At 64.3% G+C, this 20680-nt stretch carries 17 protein-coding genes; 10 read left to right on the forward strand and 7 right to left on the reverse strand.

The window, feature by feature from the left end:
- The 4 genes from FBR05_00885 to FBR05_00900 all read left to right on the forward strand — a co-directional run.
- On the forward strand, positions 1-536 hold a 536-nt coding region (locus FBR05_00885; GenBank protein ID MDL1870740.1), incomplete at its 5' end, for an Asp-tRNA(Asn)/Glu-tRNA(Gln) amidotransferase subunit GatA.
- Positions 533-1969 carry an Asp-tRNA(Asn)/Glu-tRNA(Gln) amidotransferase subunit GatB gene (gatB, locus tag FBR05_00890; protein MDL1870741.1) on the forward strand — a complete coding sequence of 479 codons (1437 nt, stop codon included), beginning with the start codon at positions 533-535 and terminating at the stop codon, positions 1967-1969. The genes FBR05_00885 and gatB, both read left to right, overlap by 4 nt.
- A gap of 2 nt (positions 1970-1971) precedes the next feature.
- A complete protein-coding gene (mtnA, locus tag FBR05_00895; protein MDL1870742.1) occupies positions 1972-3015 on the forward strand; it encodes an S-methyl-5-thioribose-1-phosphate isomerase in 1044 nt (347 codons plus the stop codon).
- Between the two features lie 72 nt (positions 3016-3087).
- Positions 3088-4005: a branched-chain amino acid transaminase gene (locus tag FBR05_00900; GenBank protein MDL1870743.1), complete on the forward strand. Its 918-nt coding sequence runs from the start codon at positions 3088-3090 to the stop codon at positions 4003-4005.
- Between the two features lie 28 nt (positions 4006-4033).
- Here FBR05_00900 and FBR05_00905 read toward each other — a convergent pair whose 3' ends face one another.
- From FBR05_00905 to uvrC, 3 genes are all read right to left on the reverse strand, one after another.
- Entirely contained in the window at positions 4034-4957 is a 924-nt protein-coding gene (locus FBR05_00905) for a hypothetical protein (protein ID MDL1870744.1), read from the reverse strand.
- Between the two features lie 86 nt (positions 4958-5043).
- On the reverse strand, positions 5044-5373 hold the full coding sequence (locus FBR05_00910; protein MDL1870745.1) for a hypothetical protein: 330 nt from the start codon (positions 5371-5373) through the stop codon (positions 5044-5046).
- A 245-nt stretch (positions 5374-5618) separates the two neighbouring features.
- Entirely contained in the window at positions 5619-7550 is a 1932-nt protein-coding gene (gene uvrC, locus FBR05_00915) for an excinuclease ABC subunit UvrC (protein ID MDL1870746.1), read from the reverse strand.
- On the opposite strand from uvrC, the gene FBR05_00920 reads away from it, so the two are divergent.
- From FBR05_00920 to FBR05_00930, 3 genes are read left to right on the forward strand one after another with little or no spacing between them, the layout of a single operon-like run.
- A complete protein-coding gene (locus FBR05_00920) occupies positions 7549-9555 on the forward strand; it encodes a hydantoinase/oxoprolinase family protein (GenBank protein MDL1870747.1) in 2007 nt (668 codons plus the stop codon). The genes uvrC and FBR05_00920 overlap by 2 nt on opposite strands.
- Before the next feature lie 10 nt (positions 9556-9565).
- Entirely contained in the window at positions 9566-11158 is a 1593-nt protein-coding gene (locus tag FBR05_00925) for a hydantoinase B/oxoprolinase family protein (GenBank protein ID MDL1870748.1), read from the forward strand.
- A 57-nt stretch (positions 11159-11215) separates the two neighbouring features.
- Entirely contained in the window at positions 11216-12457 is a 1242-nt protein-coding gene (locus FBR05_00930) for an FAD-binding oxidoreductase (GenBank protein ID MDL1870749.1), read from the forward strand.
- On the opposite strand, the gene FBR05_00935 is transcribed toward FBR05_00930, so the two are convergent.
- Positions 12458-12805 (reverse strand): hypothetical protein, encoded by a 348-nt coding sequence (locus FBR05_00935; protein MDL1870750.1) that lies wholly within the window; start codon positions 12803-12805, stop codon positions 12458-12460.
- A 122-nt stretch (positions 12806-12927) separates the two neighbouring features.
- Between FBR05_00935 and FBR05_00940 the strand changes: the two genes are divergently transcribed.
- On the forward strand, positions 12928-13746 hold the full coding sequence (locus FBR05_00940) for a hypothetical protein (protein MDL1870751.1): 819 nt from the start codon (positions 12928-12930) through the stop codon (positions 13744-13746).
- A gap of 19 nt (positions 13747-13765) precedes the next feature.
- On the opposite strand, the gene FBR05_00945 is transcribed toward FBR05_00940, so the two are convergent.
- Positions 13766-14062, reverse strand: a complete 297-nt coding sequence (locus FBR05_00945) for a thiamine-binding protein (GenBank protein MDL1870752.1) — start codon at positions 14060-14062, stop codon at positions 13766-13768.
- Positions 14063-14131: 69 nt separating this feature from the next.
- Here FBR05_00945 and FBR05_00950 point away from each other — a divergent pair, with 69 nt between their 5' ends.
- Positions 14132-15076 (forward strand): NADP-dependent oxidoreductase, encoded by a 945-nt coding sequence (locus FBR05_00950; GenBank protein ID MDL1870753.1) that lies wholly within the window; start codon positions 14132-14134, stop codon positions 15074-15076.
- A gap of 6 nt (positions 15077-15082) precedes the next feature.
- Here the strand turns inward: FBR05_00950 and FBR05_00955 are convergent, their stop codons facing one another.
- Positions 15083-15829: a class I SAM-dependent methyltransferase gene (locus FBR05_00955; GenBank protein MDL1870754.1), complete on the reverse strand. Its 747-nt coding sequence runs from the start codon at positions 15827-15829 to the stop codon at positions 15083-15085.
- Positions 15830-15980: 151 nt separating this feature from the next.
- Here FBR05_00955 and FBR05_00960 point away from each other — a divergent pair, with 151 nt between their 5' ends.
- Positions 15981-18629, forward strand: coding sequence for a glycosyltransferase (locus FBR05_00960; GenBank protein ID MDL1870755.1), 2649 nt, complete (start codon positions 15981-15983; stop codon positions 18627-18629).
- On the opposite strand, the gene uvrB is transcribed toward FBR05_00960, so the two are convergent.
- Positions 18626-20629, reverse strand: coding sequence for an excinuclease ABC subunit UvrB (gene uvrB, locus FBR05_00965; GenBank protein ID MDL1870756.1), 2004 nt, complete (start codon positions 20627-20629; stop codon positions 18626-18628). The genes FBR05_00960 and uvrB overlap by 4 nt on opposite strands.
- Positions 20630-20680: the final 51 nt, after the last annotated feature.

Below are 20680 nucleotides of genomic sequence, written 5' to 3' on the forward strand. Positions count from 1 at the left end.
ATTATATTCTGGCCCCCGCCGAGGCCAGCAGCAACCTGGCGCGCTACGACGGCGTCCGCTACGGGCACCGCGCCGCGGGCGTAAAGGATCTCTTCGAGATGTACGTCCGCTCCCGCTCCGAGGGCTTCGGCGCCGAGGTCAAGCGGCGCATCAGGCTGGGCACCTACGTGCTCAGCGCGGGCTACTACGACGCCTATTCCTTGAAGGCGCAGAAGGTGCGCACGCTGATCCGCCGCGACTTCGAGGCGGCCTTCCAGAAGGTCGACGTCCTGGTGACGCCCACCTCCCCTTCCCACGCCTTCAAGCTGGGCGAGAAGACCGACGACCCGATCCAGATGTATTTGAGCGACATCTTCACGATCAACGTCAACCTGGCCGGTCTGCCCGGGATGAGCCTCCCCTGCGGCCAAAGCGCCTCCAAGCTCCCCATCGGCATGCAGCTGATCGCAGGCTCCTTCCAAGAAGAGAAGCTGCTCCACGCCGGCTACGCCTACGAGCAGGCGACCGAATGGCACAAGATGAGGGCGCCGCTATGACCACCTTCGAGACCGTCATCGGATTGGAAGTCCACGCCCAGCTCAAGACGAACACCAAGATTTTCTGTTCTTGCTCGACGGAATTTGGGAGACCGCCCAATACCAACACCTGCGAGGTCTGCTTGGGCCTGCCCGGGGTGCTGCCGGTGCTCAACCGCAAGGCGGTCGAGTTCGCCATCAAGGCCGGACTGGCCACGCACTGCACGATCGCGCGCAAGAGCGTCTTCGCCCGAAAGAACTATTTCTACCCCGACCTGCCCAAGGGCTACCAGATCAGCCAGTACGAGCTGCCGCTCTGCTCCAAGGGCTACCTCGACATCGAGGTCGACGGCCAAAAGAAGCGCGTCGGCCTGACCCGCATCCATATGGAAGAAGACGCCGGCAAGCTGGTCCACGATCTGGGCGCCTCCGACGTCAGCCACGTCGACCTCAACCGCGCCTGCACGCCGCTCATCGAGATCGTCTCCGAGCCCGACATGCGCGGCCCCAAAGAGGCCAGCGCCTACCTGAAGCGCCTGCGCGACATCCTGGTCTACCTCGAGATCTGCGACGGCAACATGGAGGAAGGCAGCTTCCGCTGCGACGCCAACGTCTCGATTCGGCCCGTCGGGCAAAAAGAATTCGGCACCCGCTGCGAGCTGAAAAACATGAACAGCTTCCGCAACGTCGAGCGCGCGATCGAGTACGAGGTCAAGCGTCAGGAGGCCCTGATCCTCGACGGAAAAAAAGTGGTGCAGGAGACGCGGCTCTGGAACGCCGACAAGGGCGTCTCCGAATCGATGCGCTCCAAGGAAGAGGCCAACGACTACCGCTATTTCCCCGACCCCGACCTGCTGCCCCTGATCGTCGAGGAGGCCTGGGTCGAGCGCCTGCGGAAGGAGCAACCCGAGCTGGCCTTCGAGAAGGCCGAGCGCTTCGCGCGGGACTACGCCATTCCGGCTTACGACGCCGAGGTCCTGACCGCCGAGAAGTCGGTGGCCCAGCATTGGGAAGCGGCCGTCAAGCTCGCCGCCGGGATCGAGCCCAAGAAGCTCAGCAACCTCTACATGACCCACCTGCTCAAGCTGCAGAAGGACGTCCCCGAGACCTTCGACCGGATTCAATCCGCGACGGTCGCCGAGGTCTTGAAAATGACCGAGGCGGGCGATATCAGCTTGGGCATGGCCAAAGAGATCCTCGACGAGGTCGCCGCCAGCGGCAAGGCCGTCGCGGACATCGTCGAAGAGAAGGGCATGAAGCAGGTCTCGGACACCGGCGCCATCGAGGCGGTGGTCGACAAGGTCCTGGCCGACAACCCGAAAAACTTGGCCGATTACCGCTCGGGCAAGGACAAGCTCTTCGGGTTCTTCGTCGGGCAGACGATGAAGGCCTTGGGCGGCAAGGCCAATCCGAAGGTCGTGAACGACATTTTGATCAAGAAACTGAAGGGATAGCTTTGAATTTTTTCACCCTACAATGGCAAGACGGCGCGGTCGTGATGATCGACCAACGCAAGCTGCCCAACCACGAGATCTACAACACCTATCGCACCCATGAGGAAGTCGCGGAGGCGATCAAGACGATGGTGGTGCGCGGCGCCCCGGCGATCGGCGTGGCGGGTGCGCTGGGGATGGCCTTGGCGGCCAATAATTCTAAGGCCAAAAACCACGAAGAGTTCTTCGCCGAGATGGACCGCGCCGCCGACCTGCTCATCAGCCAGCGCCCCACGGCGGTCAACCTACCCTGGGCGGTGAAGCGCATCCAAGCTTTCTACCGGAAAGAAAAGGACTCGAGCCTCCTGGTCCTGCAGAACAAGATCCTCGAGGAGGCCCTGCGCGTCTTCGAGGAAGACGTCGTCATGTGCCGGCAGATGGGCGAAAAGGGCGCGCCCCTGATCGAGGAGGGCAAGACCTACCTCACCCACTGCAACGCCGGCGCCCTGGCGACGGCCGGCGAGGGCACCGCCCTCTCGGTCTTTTACGAGGCGCAGCGTCGCGGCAAGAAATTCAAGGTGATCGCCTCCGAGACCCGGCCTTTTTTGCAAGGCGCCCGGCTGACCGCCTGGGAGCTGAGCAAAAACGGCATCGACGTGACGCTGGTGACCGACAACATGGTCGGCCACCTGATGCGGCTGGGCAAGATCCACGGCGCGGTGGTCGGCAGCGACCGCATCGTCGCCAACGGCGACGTCGCCAACAAGATCGGCACCTACGGCGTGGCGGTCCTGGCCAGGCACCACGGCATCCCGCTCTACGTGGTGGCGCCCTCCTCCACGGTCGACTTCGAGACTCCGGACGGCTCGCACATCCCGATCGAGCAGCGCCCCGAGGAGGAGGTCACCGCCTTCTTCGGCACCCCCAGCGCGCCGGCGGGAATCAAGGTCTTCAACCCGGCCTTTGACGTCACGCCCCATGAGCTGGTAGAGGCCATCGTGACGGAGAAGGGCATCGCTCGGGCCCCTTATGCCGAAAATTTGAAAAAGGTCTTGCAGCGACCGTAGAGGCGGAACGTCCTCGCCCTCTACCGCGAGAAAAAAAATTATCGCCACCCCGTGCCCGGACAGAGGAAAACCATGGTTCAAAAAGTAGAAAAAATCTGGCTCGACGGAAAAATGATCCCCTGGGACGAAGCCAACGTGCACGTCCTGACGCATACCCTGCACTACGGACTGGGCGTCTTCGAGGGCATCCGCTGCTACGAGGGCGAGGACGGCAAAAGCGCGATCTTCCGCCTGCAAGAGCACATCGACCGTCTCTACGACTCGGCCCACATCCTGTTGATGGAGATCCCCTTTCCCAAGGCCGAACTCCTCGAGGCCTGCAAAGAGATCTTCCGCGTCAACAAGCTGAAGGCCGGCTACCTGCGGCCCCTGGTCTTCGTCGGCGACGGCGAGATGGGCTTGCACGCCACCAGCAACCGGATCCGCGTAGCCGTCATCGCCTGGCCCTGGGGCACCTACCTGGGTGACGAGGGCGTGAAGCACGGCATCCGCGCCAAGGTCTCCAGCTACACCCGCCACCACATCAACGCCACGATGACCAAAAGCAAGGCGGTGGCCAACTACGTCAACTCCATCCTCGCCAAGCGCGAGGCCATGCTGGCCGGCTACGAAGAAACCGTGATGCTCGACCCCGAGGGCTACGTCTCCGAGGCCAGCGGCGAAAATCTCTTCATGGTGAAGAACGGCAAGGTCGTCACGCCGCTGACCACCAGCGCCCTACAGGGCATCACCCGCGACACCGTGATCGAGCTGCTCAAAGACCGCGGCATCGCGGTCAAAGAGACCCACTTCTCCCGCGACGAGCTCTATATCGCCGACGAGATCTTCCTCACCGGCACCGCCGCCGAGATCACCCCGGTGCGCGAGCTGGACCATCGCAAGATCGGCTCGGGCAAACCGGGCCCGATCACGCAGCAGGTGCAGAAGGATTTTCACGATTTGGTGCGGGGCAAGAGCTCCAAGCACCGAGAGTGGCTGGCCTTCCTGTAGGCACTCCGGATCCAAGCGGCGTCGAAGCTTAGGCGCCCGCCAGCCTTGGCGAGGCCGTCTCTCTCTCCGTCCGGCAGTAAGACGGCACCCAGCTTCTTTCGATCAACTCCGGCCGCATCACGCTGTAGTCGAAATCCAGTCCCTCGCGGACCATGCGCGGGATATCCAGCAGGTATTTCGCCTCGGGGATGTCCTTGAAGAAGGCCGTGATCATCGGCCGCACCATCCGGCGCGCGGCGCGGATACCGACGGCACCGATGAAGTTGCGGCGCTGGCCGATGTGGGCCAGCTCGTCGACCATGATCTCGTGCAACAGGGCTCGGAGCCGGTCTCGGGCCTCGGGCTCGTCGGCGAAGACCTCGTCGAAGAGCCGGTCGAGCTCCAGGTAAAAAGTCATCCCCATCAATTCCGAGACGAAGGCGGGCGGGCTCATCAGGCTCTCGGGCACCTTCGGAAAGATCCGATAAACCCTCTGCATCCAAGGGCCCAGCGGTACCCACTCGACCTTGTCCAAATGGAAGGTCCGAAACATCTCGTGGAAGAGCCTCACGTGGCAGAATTCCTCGCACAGGTGGTAGCGGCTGATCCGCTCGGTGGTCTTTTTGGCCTCGGCCATGGAAGGGATCGCATCCCAGGCGCCGGAAATTCCCACCCACTCGTGCCTGGCGAATTTATAGATGCAAGTCAGCAACAAGGTCTTGCGGTCGAGACTGCGCGGGTCGTCGCGCATTTTGACGTAGTTGCGATAGAATTTTTCGGGATCCGCCAGCGGTTTTCGCGAACGCACGGCCTCGCGCTGAAATCCGGCCAGGAGATCGCGCTTGGTCGTCAGGTCTTTCTGGTCTTCGAGAATTTTCCCGCTGTGCCGTTGGGAAAACTCCCAATAGGCCTCAAAGTTATCTTGTCGCTGCCGGGAATCGCTGGGGGAAAAGATCGATTGGTAGGTCGGCACAAGGCTCCGCTGGAAAAGAGGATTTATTCGGGAACCGTCAGGCTGGCATCAAGGCCAAGGATTGTCGAGGGAATTCCTGGATCCGCTCAATTCAGTCCCTCGCGGAACAGGCGACGCAGGGCCTCGTGGGAGGTGCCGGCCTCGCGAATCGAGCCGCCGCTGGGATAGAGGTCTTCTTGGGTCGAGCTCATGGCCTCGAGGTTCTTATACATGATCACGCCCTGGCGGTAGTTCGGAAGGAACAGGAGTTGGTAAGTGTCTTCCTTCTTGAAGGAGGGCGCCGAGGACGGGGAGAGGTAAACCCCGCCGCAGGAGAGGATCTCGCCCTTCTCCTCCAAGAGCTGCTGATCGGGGGACTTCTCGGTGTTGACGACGATGCTGCCGCAATCGCTTCCAGGTCTTTCTTTCGGAATCATGATGGCTTCTCCCCATGCTTAGGTTCACTGCAAAGGATTCCTAAACATGAGAATTAGCAATCGATGTGCCACAGCCTCGGAGAAGTTTTATTATTATATGTACATATTAATATTGAATTAATTCAGGATGTTGAAAGTTTAACGCCTTGCTCCGTCTTGCAATCTCTGTACATAAACTATTGATCGTCAATATTTTTTTAGTCAATTTATCAGGGCCTCCGTCAATGCTTTGACGACCGCTCGCGTTAGATTTCCTCTTCGCCGAGGGCGCCTTGGAGGCGCTGGGCCAGCTCCATCGAGACGCCGATCGCGGTCGCGATCTCCTCTGCGGAGGCCGCCCGGATGCGCTTCAGGCTGCCGAAGTGATGCAGGAGCTTCTTCCGCCGCGCCTCGCCGATGCCCGGCACCTGCTCGAGGGCCGAGTCGAGGGTGCGGCGCTTGCGCAGCTTGCGGTGGAACTCGATGCCGAAGCGATGCGCCTCGTCGCGGATCTGTACCAGGACGAAGAGCGCGGAGGAATTTGGCGGAAAGAAGACCGGGTTCTTGCGGTTAGGCAGAAAGACACGCTCCTCGCTGCGCGAGCGCGGGGCCTCCGGCGGCGCCTCGTCCCGCCAGGTCTCGCCCAAGAGCTTGCTCTTCGCCAGCGCGATCAGGTCGACGCCGACGATCTCGAGGTCGCGCAGGGCCTGGGCGGCGGCGTTCAGCTGTCCCTTCCCGCCGTCGATGACGATCAGGTCCGGCAAGGCCCAGGCCTCCTCGCCTTCCGCCGCGCGGCGCAGGCGCCGCGTCAGGACCTCGTACATCGAGGCGAAGTCGTTGGCCCCCTCCACCGTCTTGATCTTGAAGTGGCGGTAGCCCTGCCGGTAGGGCTTGCCCTCGCGGAAGGTCACCATCGAGCCCACCGACTCGCGCCCCTGAAAATTGCTGATGTCGTAGCACTCGATGGCCTGCGGCAGCTTTTGCAGCCCCAGGCGGGCCTGCAGGTCGGCGAGCACCTCCTCGGTGTCTTTTTGCTTGCGGTCGCGGCTCAGGAAGGCCTGCTTGGCGTTCTGTCCGGCCAATTTCAACAGGGCCGACTTCTCGCCGCGACGCGGGAGCAAGAGCTCGACCTTGCGCCCGGCGCGCTCGCCCAGGATCTCGGCCAGGCTGGCGGCCTCCGGCAATTCGACCGGCAATAGGATCTCGGCGGGGATGAAGCGCCCCTCCGCATAATACTGCAGCAGGAAGGAGGCCAGAACCTCCGCGTCCTCCTCGTGGGACTTGAAGTGGAAGCTGCGGTTTTCCTGCAGGCTCCCCTCCCGCACCATCATGAGATATAGGGAAAGCGCCTCGCCCTCGCGGTGCATGCCCAGCACGTCGCGGGTGACGGCCCGGTGGCTGACCACCTTCTGCTTCTCGAGGGTCCGGTCGATGTCGCGCAGCAGGTCGCGGTAGCGGGCGGCCTCCTCGTAGGCCTCGCGCTCGGCGGCGCCTTGCATTAGATCGCCGACGATTTTCTTCAGTTCGCCGCTCTTGCCCTCGAGGAAGAGCCGCACCTGGCGCACCACCTTCCCGTAGGCCTCGGCATCGACATAACCCACGCAGGGCGCGTCGCAGCGCTTGATCTGGTACTGAAGGCAGGGACGCACCCGGTTGCGGAACTCGTGGTCGCCGCAGGTGCGCAGCTTGAAGTGCGCCTCGATGAACTCGGCCACTTCCCGGCAGGCCCAGGCCGAGGAATAGGGGCCGAAGTAGAGGCTGCCGTCCTTCTTGAGCCTCCGGGTGACGTAGATCCGCGGAAACTCGTCGCGCACCGAAAGCTTGAGGCTGACGTAGCTCTTGTCGTCTTTCAGGTCGATGTTGTAGCGCGGCCGGTGCTTCTTGATGAGCGTATTCTCGAGGAGCAGGGCCTCCTTGGCGTTGTCGGTAAGGACGGTCTCGACGGAGGCGACCTTGGAGATCAGGAAACGCACCTGGTAGCGGTCATGGGCCTCCTTGCCGAAATAGCTCCCCACCCGCGCGCGCAGGTTGCTCGCCTTCCCCACGTAGAGCACCTCGCCCTTGGCGTTTTTCATCAGGTAGACGCCAGGGGATTTGGGAAGCTCTTCGAGCTTGATGTCGGCCTTGGCCTCGGACATAGGGCCACCATAACAAAGAGATTTCCTTCCTTCCAAGATCTGATATTTTTTCGCGGCCATGAAAGGCCGCCGCCGAAAAGCCGCCGTTCCGATCGTCGCCGTCGACACGGGGGGCACCTTCACCGACTTCTTCGTCTTGTCCCCGGAGGGCGTCCGCAGTCACAAGGTCCTGTCGACGCCCCGCGACCCCTCCCGGGCCGTCGCCCGGGGCTTGAAAGAGCTGGGGCTGAAGGGCGCCTACTCCCTTGTCCACGGCTCCACCGTCGCGACCAACGCCCTGCTCGAACGCAAAGGCGCGCGGGTGGCGCTCGTCACCACCGCGGGCTTCGAAGACGTCGTCGAGATCGGACGCCAGGAGCGCCCCTGCCTCTACGCGCTGGAGCCGCGCAAAACCCCGCCGCTGGTCGCGCGCCGACTGCGCTTCGGCCTAGCCGAGCGAATCGGCGCGGGAGGCAAGGTCCTGCGAAGTCCCTCGGCCGCGGAGCTGAAGGCCCTGCGGCGCCGCCTGCGCGGCGCGGGCGTCGAGTCCCTGGCGCTTTGCCTGCTGCATGCCTACGCCAATCCCGCCCACGAACGGCTCGCGGCGCGATTCCTGAAAACCCTGGGAAAACCGCTGTCGGTCTCCTCGGAGATCTGCCCCGAATTTCGCGAGTACGAGAGAAGCTCCACCGTCTGCGTCAACGCCTACGTCGCGCCGGTCATGGCGCGCTACCTACGCCGCCTGCAGAAACGCCTGCGCCGCCCGGTCCGCATCCTGCAGTCCAACGGCGGCGGCCTCTCCGTCGCCGAGGCCTCGCGGCAGGCGGTGCGTACCCTGCTCTCCGGCCCGGCGGGCGGCGCCCTGGGCGCCCTGCGAGCGGCCGAGGCCGCCGGCTTCCGCCGCCTCCTGACCCTGGACATGGGCGGGACCTCCACCGACATGAGCCTGATCGACGGCGCCCTCGAGTTCACCAGCGAGGCGGCACTCGGCGACTACCCCGTCAAGACGCCGATGATCCGCATCGACACGATCGGCGCGGGCGGCGGCTCGCTGGCCTGGATCGACGCGGGCGGCGCCCTGCGCGTCGGGCCGCGGAGCGCCGGCGCCGATCCCGGGCCCATTTGCTACGGCCGCGGCGGAAGGCAACTCACCGTGACCGACGCCCACGTCGCCCTGGGACGCATTCCGCCCCGGCACTTCCTGGGCGGGCGGATGCGGCTTTTTCCCGAACGGATCGAGGCCCCGCTCGGGCGCTTGGCGAAACGCCTCGGCCTCTCCCCGCGGGAGGCCGCCGAGGGCATCATCGCCGTGGCCAACGCCAACATGGCGCGGTCGCTGCGCGTCCTCTCGCTGCAGCGCGGCCACGACCCGCGGCGCTTCGCCCTCTTCCCCTTCGGCGGCGCCGGCGCCCTCCACGCCGCCGAGCTGGCCGAGGCCCTGCAGATCCCGCAAGTCCTCGTCCCGCCAAATCCCGGCCTGCTCTCGGCCTACGGCATGGCCTTCGCGGAGTGGCGGCGCGACTACGTGCGGACGGTCCTGTGGCGGGAGGAAGAGGCCTCGCCCGCCGCCTTGAGGAGGATCTTCGAGGAGCTGAGGGCGCAGGCGCGGCGTGACGCCCGCGCCGAGCGGGTCGCGCCGCGCGCGCTGCGCTTCGCCGAGACCCTCGACCTGCGCTACGCCGGGCAGTCCTTCGAGCTGGGCCTCGCCCACCGACCGGGCTTCCGCCAGGCCTTCGACGCCGCCCACCGCCGGCGCTACGGCCACGCCTACCGCGGCCGGGCCATCGAGGTGGTGAACCTCCGCCTGCAGGTGACGGCGCCGGAGAAACGGCCCGAGCCCGCCGAGACCGCGCCGCAACGGGGAAGCCGCGCCGCGCCTGCGGACCGGACGAACCTTTATTGGCGGGGAGATGTCTTCGCGGCCCCGGTCTACCTCCGGGGCGCGCTACCCGCCCGGGCCTCGCTTGCCGGTCCCGCCTTGGTGGCGGAGTTCAGCGCGACGACCTTCGTCCCGCCGGGCTGGCGGCTGCGGAGGCTCCCAGGCGGCGCCCTGCTCTTGACGCGAGACGGGAGGTCTCGTGCCTAAGAGCACCGCCATCGGTCCGATCGAGCTGGAGATCTTCCGCAACCGCTTCGCCGCGATCTGCGAGGAGATGGGCGCCGACTTGGGCCGCAGCGCCTTCTCGCCCAACATCAAGGAACGGCGCGATTATTCCTGCGCGATCTTCGACGCCCGGGGCGAGCTGATCGCGCAGGCGGCGCACATCCCCGTGCACCTGGGGTCGATGGCGCTCAGCGTTCGGGCCGCCTTGCGGAAATTCCGCCTGCGGCCGGGGGATACGGCGATCCTCAACGACCCCTACGCCGGGGGGACGCACCTGCCGGACATCACGCTGGTCGCCCCGGTGGTCCTTCTCCCGCGCCGGGGGCCTTCACGCGCGTCCCCCACCTTTTACGTCGCGAATCGTGCGCACCACAGCGACGTCGGCGGCCGGTCCCCCGGCTCGATGGCCCTGGCCTCGCGCCTCGAGGACGAGGGCGTCGTCATCCCGCCGACCCTGCTGGAGCGAAGCGGACGGCGCAACACCGCCTTCCTGAAGTCCTTTTTGAAACAGGTGCGCCACCCCGAAGAGCGCCTCGCCGACCTCCAAGCCCAGCTCTCCGCCAACCGCAGCGGTCGCCTGCGGCTTTTGGAGCTCGTGGCCGAATACGGCGCGCCCAAGGTCCTGACGGCCCTGCGCGCCACGCGCGACTACGAGTCGCGGATCACCCGGGAGGCCCTGCGGAAGATCCCTCGCGGCTCCTATCGCTTCGCGGACTACTTGGACGACGATGGCTTCTCGCCCGAGCCCGTCAAGATCGCCGTCGCGATTCGGGCCGGCCGCGACGGGGTCCTCGTCGATTTCTCCGAATCGGCCCCTCAGGTCGCGGGACCGCTCAACGCCACCTACGCGATCACGCTCTCCGCCGTGGCCTACGCCTTCCGCTGCCTCGTCTTGGCCCTGACCGGCGAGGACTGTCTCTCGCTACGCGATATCCGCGTCCGCACCCGGTCCGGCAGCGTCGTCGACGCGCGCTATCCCGCGCCCGTCGCCGGCGGCAACGTCGAGACCAGCCAGCGCCTGGTCGACGTCCTGTTCGGGGCCCTGGCGCGGGCCTTGCCCGGCCTTTTCCCGGCGGCGAGCCAAGGCACGATGAACAACGTGGCCTTCGGCAACGAGCGATTTTCCTACTACGAGACCCTCGCTGGCGGCTGCGGCGCGGGTCCCCGCGGCCCGGGCCTAAGCGGCACCCACAGCCACATGACCAACACCCTCAACACGCCGATCGAGGCTCTCGAGAATTCCCTGCCGATCCGCATCCAGGGCTACCGGCTGCGCCGCGGCTCCGGCGGCCGCGGAAAATTCTCCGGCGGCGAGGGCCTGGAGCGCGAATACCTGTTTTTGGAAAAAACGCAGGTGTCCATGCTGAGCGAGCGCCGCGTCTTGGCGCCCTATGGCCTGCGGGGCGGCGGCCCGGGACAGGTCGGCGCCAATTGGTTGGGCAACGCCGAGCCCGCGAAGAACCCGCCCCGCCTCACATTCAAACTCCCCTCCAAGTTCGAGCGCGTCTTCCAGGCGGGCGAAACTCTCCGCGTCGAGACTCCGGGAGGGGGCGCCTTCGGGAAAAAGGGCCGCTTGACCCGTTGAGCCATCGGCCGGCTTCCGGGCGCTATCCTCTCGGCTCCGTCGTGATAAAATCCATCCATGGACCTCACCCGGCCGGACATCCTGATCCTGGGCGCGGGCATCCTCGGCTCCTCGGCCGCCTGGCAGCTCGCGGAGCGGGGCGCGGGCTCCATCGCCGTGCTCGATCTCGACCTGGCGGGGACCTTCAGCTCCTCCGAGCGCAACGCCGGCGGCTGCCGCGCCACCTGGTGGCACCCCCTCAACGCCGAGCTCTCCTGGCGCTCGCTGCGGTTTTACGAAGGGATCGCGGCGGAGATTCAGTTTTTCCAGCGGGGTTATCTCTTTCTCTATTCGCCGCGCCGCTGGGCCGTCGCCCGCGAAAAGAAGGCGCAGTACGATCGACTGGGCATCCCGGTCGAATACCTCGCCCCCGACGAGATCCGCGCACGCCTCCCCGAGTTCGAAAATCTGAAGGGCGTGGCGGGAGCGACCTTCTCGCCCAAGGACGGACTGCTCGACCCGCATCTCTTGAAGGAATACTACCGCGCCCGGGCGAAGGCGCTCGGCGTGAAATTCCTGGACCGTTTCTATTTCACCGGTGCGGAGCTGCGCGGGCGGCGGGTAGAGACCGTGCACACCCTGCATGGCGCTTCGCCGCTGTCGGAGGAGGACTTGGAGGAAATCCACACCCGCCACGAGGTCGGTCGAGGCGGGCTTTGGGAGAAAGAGGTCTTCTGCCCGAAGGCGGTGCTCAACTGCACGGGCGCCTGGCTCCCCGTGAGCTCGCGTCATCTGGGCTACGCCTCCCCCGTGCAGCCGGTGCGCCGGCAGATCTCGCTCTTCGAGAGCCATGCGGAGGATTTTTCGGATCGCGGCATGATCGTCGACAGCTCGGGACTCTACCTGCACGCGGAGGGAGAGCACAGCGGTTTGGTGCTCGCAGGCTATTCGAACCGCGACGAGAAGCCGGGCTACTCCTTCCGCTACGACGGCGAGCCCTTCTTCGACAAAAAGATCTGGCTGCGGCTCTATCGTCGCGGTGCGCGGCGGCGCTTCGAGGCGATCCGCCACCGGCGCGGCTGGGCCGGATTATACGCCGTGAGCCCGGACAAATCGGCCATCCTGGGGCCGGTGGCGGAGACGGAGAATCTCTACGAGCTGGGCGCCGCCACCGGGCGCGGCGTCATGCAGTCTTATATGCTGGGGAAATTGATGGCCGAGCGGATCGCGACGGGCCGCTTCGAGAGCCTCGACGCCGCCCCGCTCTCGGGCGGGCGCTTCGCCCGGGGCGAATACCTCGTCGAGGACCTGGACATCTGATTACAAATAGGCGCGACAGGCCTGGGAGAGCTCGCTCTCGTGCGCCTTCATGCAGGCCTTGATGCGGCCGTCGCCGGGCTGCACGTCCTTGCAGAACTTCTCTTTGTCCGCCTTGCAGGCCAGCTTGCGCTGCTTGGCGCGTTCCAGCTTGGCCTGGCAGGGTTGGGAGAGGCGGTCCTGGTTTTGCTTGAGGCAGCGGCGGATGCCGCCCTTGCCGTGGGGGACGTCCTTGCAGAATTTCTCGACGTCGGCCTTGCATTCGCCCTTGGCGAAGGCGACCTGCGGCGCCTGGGCCAAGCCGAAGGCGAAGGCGGCCAGGGCCAAGAAAACGATGCTCTTACGTTTCATGGTAGCTCCTTTATGGAATGCGAAGGTTGATGGAACGTAGAGAACGGGAGTCCCGGGAAAGTTAAAAATTTGGATTTGGACCGCGCGTGGATCGTGGTATTTCCTCACATAGCGAGGGGCTTATGGAGATAGAGAGCGATTCCCAATACAAAAACATCCTCCCCGGAATGCGCGGCTTGCTTTACCTCGCCTGCCTCCTCACCTTCATCGCCGGCATCCAGCTCTTCGTCCTGACCGAGCAGACCGACCGCTATTTCGCCTGGACCATCGCGGTCCCGCTCACCGCCGCCTTTTTAGGCGCCAATTACCTGGCGAGCGCCTTGCTGACCTTTCTCTCCGCCCGAAAACAGACCTGGGCCCAGGCCCGCGCCACCCTGCCCTCGGTCTTGGTCTTCACCACCCTGTTATTGGTCGCCACCCTCCTGCACTACGATAAATTCCATTGGAGAAGCGTCTTCGGCTGGGCCTGGTTGCTCGTCTACGTGGCGGTGCCGCCTTTGCTGCTTTATCTGCTGATCCGGCAATGGCGAAGTCCCGGCGAGATCGGTCCGCGCCTTCGCCCGATGCCCTTTTGGCTCCGCGGTGTTCTCTTTTTGGAGGGGCTTTATCTGTTGGGATTGGGCGCCTGGATGTTTTGGGAACCGGCCCAGGCGGCGCCCTATTGGCCTTGGAAGCTCACCCCGCTGACCGCCCGTGCCGTCGCCTCTTGGCTCTGCGGGATCGGGATTTCGGCGCTGCAAGTCCCCCTGGAAAACGACTTTGACCGCATCGGACCGCCGCTGCTCACCTTCACCGCGATCGGCGTCCTGCAAGTCGTCGCCTTGATCCGCTTTCCCGGAGATTTTATTTGGTCGAGCTTAAGCGGCGTCTACTACCTACTCTTCCTCGCGAATATTCTATTCCTGGGCTCCTACTCCTTGCACCTCAGCCGCCGCGTTTAATCGAAGGATTTCGTAAAGCCTAACCGACCATCTTCCGCCGCACCGATTCGACCTTGTCCTTGATCCGACCCGGCGGCCGGTCGACCTGATCGTCGATCTTGATCAGGGTCGAGACGCGCCTCGAGCGGCCACGCATGAAAAGGTGAAGCTCTTTCAGCAGCTCGAAGACGGCCTCCGGTTCGCCCTCGACCGTGGTGCCAATGGGACCCAGCTCATAGGCCAGGCCGCTCTTTTCGATCATTTTCACGAGCGGGGCGATTTCGGCGCTCATGTGTTCCCAGTGGTCTTCGGGGGCGATGGAGACGAAGGCGAGCATATTTCCTCCTTCGGGTTAAACGGGTATTTTTGAGTTTAATCCTATCGCGAAAAGTAGCAAAGTAGCGCCATGAAGGCGATCGGCATCCAACGTTTCGGCGGGCGGGAGGTCTTGGAAATCCTTGAGCTTCCCAAGCCACAGCCCGGTCCTCACGAGGTCCTGGTGAGGGTCCACGCCGCCGGCGTCAACCCCGTGGATTGGAAGATCCGCGAAGGCCTGCTGGAGGGGCGCCTGCCCCACGCCTTTCCCATCGTCCTGGGCTGGGACGCCGCGGGGGTAGTCGAGGCCGTCGGGGAAAAGGTGCATTACGCCAGGCCGGGCGACGCCGTCTTCGCCTATTGCCGAAAAGACGTGATCCAGGACGGCGCCTACGCCGAATACATCGTCCTGCGCCACCCGCACCTCGCGCCCAAGCCGCGCAACCTCTCCTTCGAAGAAGCCGCGGCCGTCCCCTTGGCCGCGCTCACCGCCTACCAGGCGCTCTTCGAGGGGATCAAACTCAAGGCGGGCGACAAGGTCCTGATCCACGCCGGCGCCGGCGGCGTCGGGGGCTTCGCGATCCAGATGGCGAAGGACGCGGGTGCCTACGTCCTCACCACCTCCAGCGCGCGGCACCACGACTATTTGCGCGGCCTGGGCGTCGACGAGATCGTCGACTACACGCAAACGCCCTTCGTCGCGGCCGTCCGCCGCGCCCACCCGGAGGGCCTCGACGCCGTCTTCGACACGGTGGGCGGGCAGACCCAACTGGACAGCGCGGAGCTGCTCAAGCCCGGTGGCCGCTTGACCTCGATCTTGGCGCTCAAGGAGGATTTTTTCCGGCATCGCGGCCTCGAGCCGGCCTACGTCTTCGTGAGGCCGGACACGGACCAGCTCTCGCGAATCAAGGACATGATCGAGGGGGGCCGGCTCAAGGTGAAGTTGGCCGCGGTCTTTCCCTTAGTGGAGGCTGAGAAGGCCCACGAAAAGATCGAAGCAGGGCATACCGAAGGAAAGGTTGTCTTGAAAATATAAAGGCCCTTACCCCGGAACGACTCCCCATCTCAAAAAAATCGGCCAACGCAGGGTCCTGATCTCTTCCTTGCCCCAGGCCTCTCGGAGCTTCTCCGCCAATTCGGGCAAGGGGTCTCTGCCCTGGGCCTCTCGGTAGCGCTTCAGCGCCGACCAGGTGCCCAGATAGCCCAGCACTTGAGCCAAGCCCCACCGCGCCTCCATCGCGAATTCCGGGGGCTTCCCCTCCCGGAAAGGAAAGGGCAGCGTCCGATAACCCTGCTCGACGAGGCGCCGCTCCGGCGTCCAGTAATTCCCCAAGATCCCCTCGTAAAAATCCCCGATCACCGCGTCGACCGCCGGATCGCAGCGAAACAGGGCGTAAGTCCAGGCCGCCAAGACCCCGCCCGGTCGCGCGACCCGCCGCACCTCCGCGTAGAATTTTTCCAGGTCGAACCAATGCAGGGCCTGGGCCACCGTGACGAGATCGACGGAGGCCGGGGGCAGTCCGGAGGCCTCCGCCGGCGCGACGCGGTACTCGACCCGAGCGTGGGACTCGGCCTGGGCCAGCTGGGCCTCGCTGGCGTCGGTCGCGATCACCCGCTTAAAAAATTCGGCCAGGCCGACGGCCGCCTGCCCGCTGCCCGTGGCGCAGTCCCAGGCCAGGCGACGCCCCGGGGCAATGTCGGAAAGATAGCGAAACAGGGCCTCTGGATACCGCGGGCGGTAGCGGGCATAATCCGTGGCGAGCGAAGAGAAGTGATCTTGGAAGGTCATAAGTTCAACCTATTGAAATTATTTTGTTTTTTAAACGCAACCCCGGACGATTTCCTCAGATAATAGGACGGGCCGTGCGCGTTTTAAAGCTCTGGAATTGTTCATCATTCGGTGCTAATGGCAGCGCGCCTCGGGTTGAGGAAGAATTTTCATGCGCCTCTCGACACTATTGATCCTCCTGACCACCGTCGCGGTCAACGTCTTGATCTGGACCCAGATCAACAAGCCGCGCTACATGGTCGAGAGCTCCTATCCCCTCAACAGCTTCTCGGTAAACCCTTACAAGAAAAACCAAAGCCCCTTCCAGGGCAAGCCCTTCACCGCCGAGGAGCTGGAGGCCGACCTCAAGATCCTGGCCTCGAAGACCGACACGATCCGTCTCTACAGCTCCATCGGCGGGCTCGAGCAGGTCCCGGAGCTCGCCAAGAAATACAACATCAAGGTCATCGCCTCCGCCTACCTCGACGGAAATCCGGTCAACAACCGCAACCAGGAGGAGGTCGACGCGGTCATCAAGCTGGCGCAAAAAAACAAAAACGTCCTCCGCGTCATCATCGGCAACGAGACCCAGCTGCAGAACACCGTGCCGCGCGAGGAGCTGGTCAAGTACCTAGCGCAGGCGCGCAAGAAGCTCAAAAAATACAAGGTCCCCGTCTCCACCGCCGAGCCCTGGGATTATTGGCTGATGCACCCCGAGCTCGCCAAAGAGGTCGACTACATCGCCATCCACGTCCTGCCCTACTGGGCGGAGAAGCCGATCGCGCAGGCGGTGGACTACGTCCTGGGCGCCTACGAGGCGGTCAAGATCTCCTTCCCGAAAAAAATGGTGATGATCGCCGAGACCGGCTGGCCCAGCGACGGCCCCCAGCGCGGCGCCGCCCAGGCGACGCTCGCCAATCAGGCGACCTTCGTGCGTGAATTCATGGCGAAGGCCAAGGAACGAAAAATCGATTACAACATCATCGAGGCCTTCGACCAACCCTGGAAATCCGCCATCGAAGGGCGGGCGGGAGAGCACTGGGGCGTCATGGACGCCGACCGCCGCGACAAGTTTCCGATCCAGGGCCCGGTGTTGGAGGACCCTAACTGGAAGTGGTGGGCGCTCTGCTCGACCGTCCTCGGCTTTCTCTCCGCGGCCCTCTTCCTGTATCGGCGGCCCGACCTGAAGATCCGCGGCCAGGTCTTCACCGTCCTGATCTTCCAGGCGGCCATCGCGCTGGCCACCCAGCTGGCCCGCGAGGCCAGCGACCAATACATGTCGCCAGGCGACATCGTCTTCTGGTCGGTGATGATCTCGGCCCAAGTCCTGCTCGCCGTCATCCTGCTGACCGACGCGGCGGAGATCGCCGACGTGGTCGGCGCCAAGGCGCTGCAGCGGAAATACCTCCCGCTCAAGCCCGACCCGGTCGCCGCCAAGGACCTGCCGATGGTCTCGATCCACCTCGCCTGCTGCAAGGAACCGCCGGAGATGGTCATCGCCACGATCGACAGCCTCGCCCGCCTGGACTACCCCAACTTCGAGGTCATCGTCGTCGACAACAACACCCTCGACCCCGAGATGTGGAAGCCCATCGAAAAGCGTTGCGGCGAGCTGGGCCCGCGCTTCCGCTTCTTCTCGCTGGGCTCTTGGCCGGGCTTCAAGGCGGGCGCCCTGAACTTCGCGCTCAAAGAGACCAACCCGGCGGCCAAGATCGTCGGCGTCGTCGACGCGGACTACATCGTCGAGCCCGACTGGCTGGCCTCCACCGTGCCCTACTTCCAGGACCCCGAGGTCGCCCTCGTCCAGGCCCCGCAGGAGCACCGCGACTGGGAGCGCAACATCTTCACCCGCATGGAGAACGACGAGTACAGCGGCTTCTTCCGCATCGGGATGGTCCAGCGCAACGAGCACAACGCCATCATCCAGCACGGCACGATGACGCTGATCGACAAGGCCGAGCTGCTCAAGCTGAAGGGTTGGGCCGAGTGGTGCATCTGCGAGGACGCCGAGCTGGGCCTGCGCATCCTGAACGACCGCAAGAAGTCGATCTACCTCGACCACGCCTTCGGCCGCGGCTTGGTGCCGCAGACCTACGAGGCCTACGCCAAGCAGCGCTTCCGCTGGGCCTACGGCGCGATGCGCATTTTGAAGCGGCACTGGATGATCTTCGCCGGGCTGAAGGGCAATTTGACGCTCGCCCAGCGCTATCAGTTCGTGAAGGGTTGGCTGCCGTGGATCGGCGACGCGCTGCACATGCTCTTCACCTTCACCGCGATCGTCTGGAGCCTTTTACTCATCCTCAATCCCAAGCACACGGACTTCCCCGAACCGATCTTCATCTATCCGGCGCTACTGCTGGTCGTCCTGCGGATCTTCGGGACGCTCTGGACCTACACGACGCGGGTCAAGATCGGCAAGCGCCGCACCCTGCTCGCAATGATCGCCGGCGGCTCGCTCACCCACAAGATCGCCAAGGCGGTCCTGCAGGGCCTGTCCACGCGCTCGAAGCCCTTTTACCGTACGCCCAAAAAGGAATCCTCGGCCCCGCTGCTGAAGGCCGTCTCCAACGTCTACGACGAGCTGCTGCTGTCGATCACCTTGGTGACCCTATCGTGGGGCATCCTGGACGTCTTCGGCACGGTCAACCATCAGGCGGTGTTGTGGGCCGCGGCGCTCGTGATTCAGGCCTTTCCGTATTTCGCCGCGCTGATCGCGGCCTTGGTGAGCAGCTACTCCGGAAAGAAGGACAAGCCGGAGGATACCGGAAATTCGGCCCTTCCGGCGGGGGTCCCGCCGGTGCCGAGCCATGCGGCGCATTAAACCTTCACCCCGACCGTCATCGCCACTTGTTCCAAGGCCTTGATCCGATCCCGCTTCTGCGCCGCCGTCTCGAAATCCAGGGCCTCGGCCGCCTTTTTCATTTCCTTGCGCAGGGCCTCGATCATGGCCGGGATCGCCTCGACCTCCACCGCCTCCGGCAGGCCCTCGGCCTCGGTGGGGACGGTGAAGTAGTCCTGCTCCTCGACGCTGGTCAGGATATCCTGGATATTCTTGCGAATCGTCTGCGGCGTGATGCCGTGCTCTTGGTTGTAGGCCTCCTGCAGCTGCCGGCGGCGCCGCGTCTCCTGAATAGCCTGGGCCATCGACTGCGTGACGTGGTCGGCGTAGAGGATGACGTGTCCGTTGACGTTGCGCGCCGCGCGCCCGAAGGTCTGGATGAAGGAGCGCGTCGAGCGCAGGAAGCCCTCTTTGTCCGCGTCGAGGATGGCCACTAGCGAGACCTCGGGCATGTCGAGTCCCTCGCGCAGCAGATTGATCCCGATCAGGACGTCGAACTCCCCCTTGCGCAGGTCGCGGATGATCGCCACCCGCTCGATGGTCTCGATGTCGGAGTGCAAATAGCGAACCTTCAAGCCGACCTCGCCGAAGTATTTCGCCAAATCCTCGGCCATCTTCTTGGTGAGGGTCGTCACCAGCACGCGCTCATCGCGGGCGATCCGTTTGCGGATCTCCTCGATCAGGTCGTCCACTTGGTCCTTGACCGGGCGGACGTCGACGGTCGGATCCAAAAGCCCGGTGGGTCGGATCACCTGCCGGACCACGGCGTCGCCGCTGTGTTCCAGCTCGTAAGGCCCCGGCGTCGCCGAGACATAGAGGATCTGGTCGGTCAGGCCCATGAATTCGTCGAAGCGCAGCGGCCGGTTGTCGAGGGCCGAGGGCAGCCGGAAGCCGTACTCGACGAGCGTGGTCTTGCGCGCTCGGTCCCCGTTATACATGCCCTGGACCTGAGGGACGGTGATGTGCGACTCGTCCAGGATCAAGAGGAATTCCTTCGGATAATAGTCGAGCAGGGTCGGCGGCGGCTGTCCCGCCTTGCGGCCGGTCAGGTGGCGGCTGTAGTTTTCGATGCCCTTGCAGAAGCCGATCTCTTCCATCATCTCGAGGTCGAAGCGGGTGCGCTGCTCGATGCGCTGCATCTCGAGCAGCTTGTTGTGCTCGTGGAAGAACTTGATCCTCTCCTCCAGCTCGGCGCGAATGTTAACCACCGCGCGCCTCATCGCGTCGTCCCAGGTGACGTAGTGGCTGGCCGGGTAGATAGCAATCTTCTCCAGCTGTTGGAGGGCCTTGCCGGTCAGCGGGTCGACCTCCTGAATCGACTCGACCTCGTCGCCGAAGAACTCGATGCGGATCGCCTTGTCCTCCTCGTGGGCGGGAAAGACCTCGACCACGTCGCCGCGCACGCGGAAGGTCCCGCGGTGGAAGTCGAAGTCGTTGCGCGTGTACTGGATCTTGGTCAGCTCCTTGAGCATTTCGTTGCGGTTCACCGAGCTCCCCGCCTCCACGAAGACGAGCAGGCCGTGGTAGGCCTCGGGCGAGCCCAGGCCGTAAATGCAGCTCACCGAGGCGACGATGATGACGTCGTTGCGCTCGAGCAGGGCGCGGGTCGCGGCGTGGCGCATCTTGTCGATTTCCTCGTTGATCGAGGAGTCCTTCTCGATGAAGAGGTCCTGGGCCGGGACATAGGCCTCGGGCTGGTAGTAGTCGTAGTAGCTGACAAAGTATTCGACGGCGTTCTCGGGAAAGAGGTCCTTGAACTCGCGGTAGAGCTGGGCGGCCAGCGTCTTGTTGGGGGCCATCACCAGGGTGGGCTTCTGCACCCGCTGGATGACGTTGGCCATGGTGAAGGTCTTGCCGCTGCCGGTGACACCGAGCAGGGTTTGCTGCTTGCTGCCGCACGCGAACTCAGCGCTCAGCGCCTCGATGGCCCCCGGCTGGTCGCCGCGGGGTTTGAGGTCAGAGACGATTTGGAAGGGGCGAATCAACATAGAATCAAGTGCCTAAGTGCTTAAGTGCCTAAGTTTCTTTCGCCA

Source organism: Deltaproteobacteria bacterium PRO3 (genome assembly GCA_030263375.1).
Classification (GTDB): domain Bacteria; phylum UBA10199; class UBA10199; order DSSB01; family DSSB01; genus DSSB01.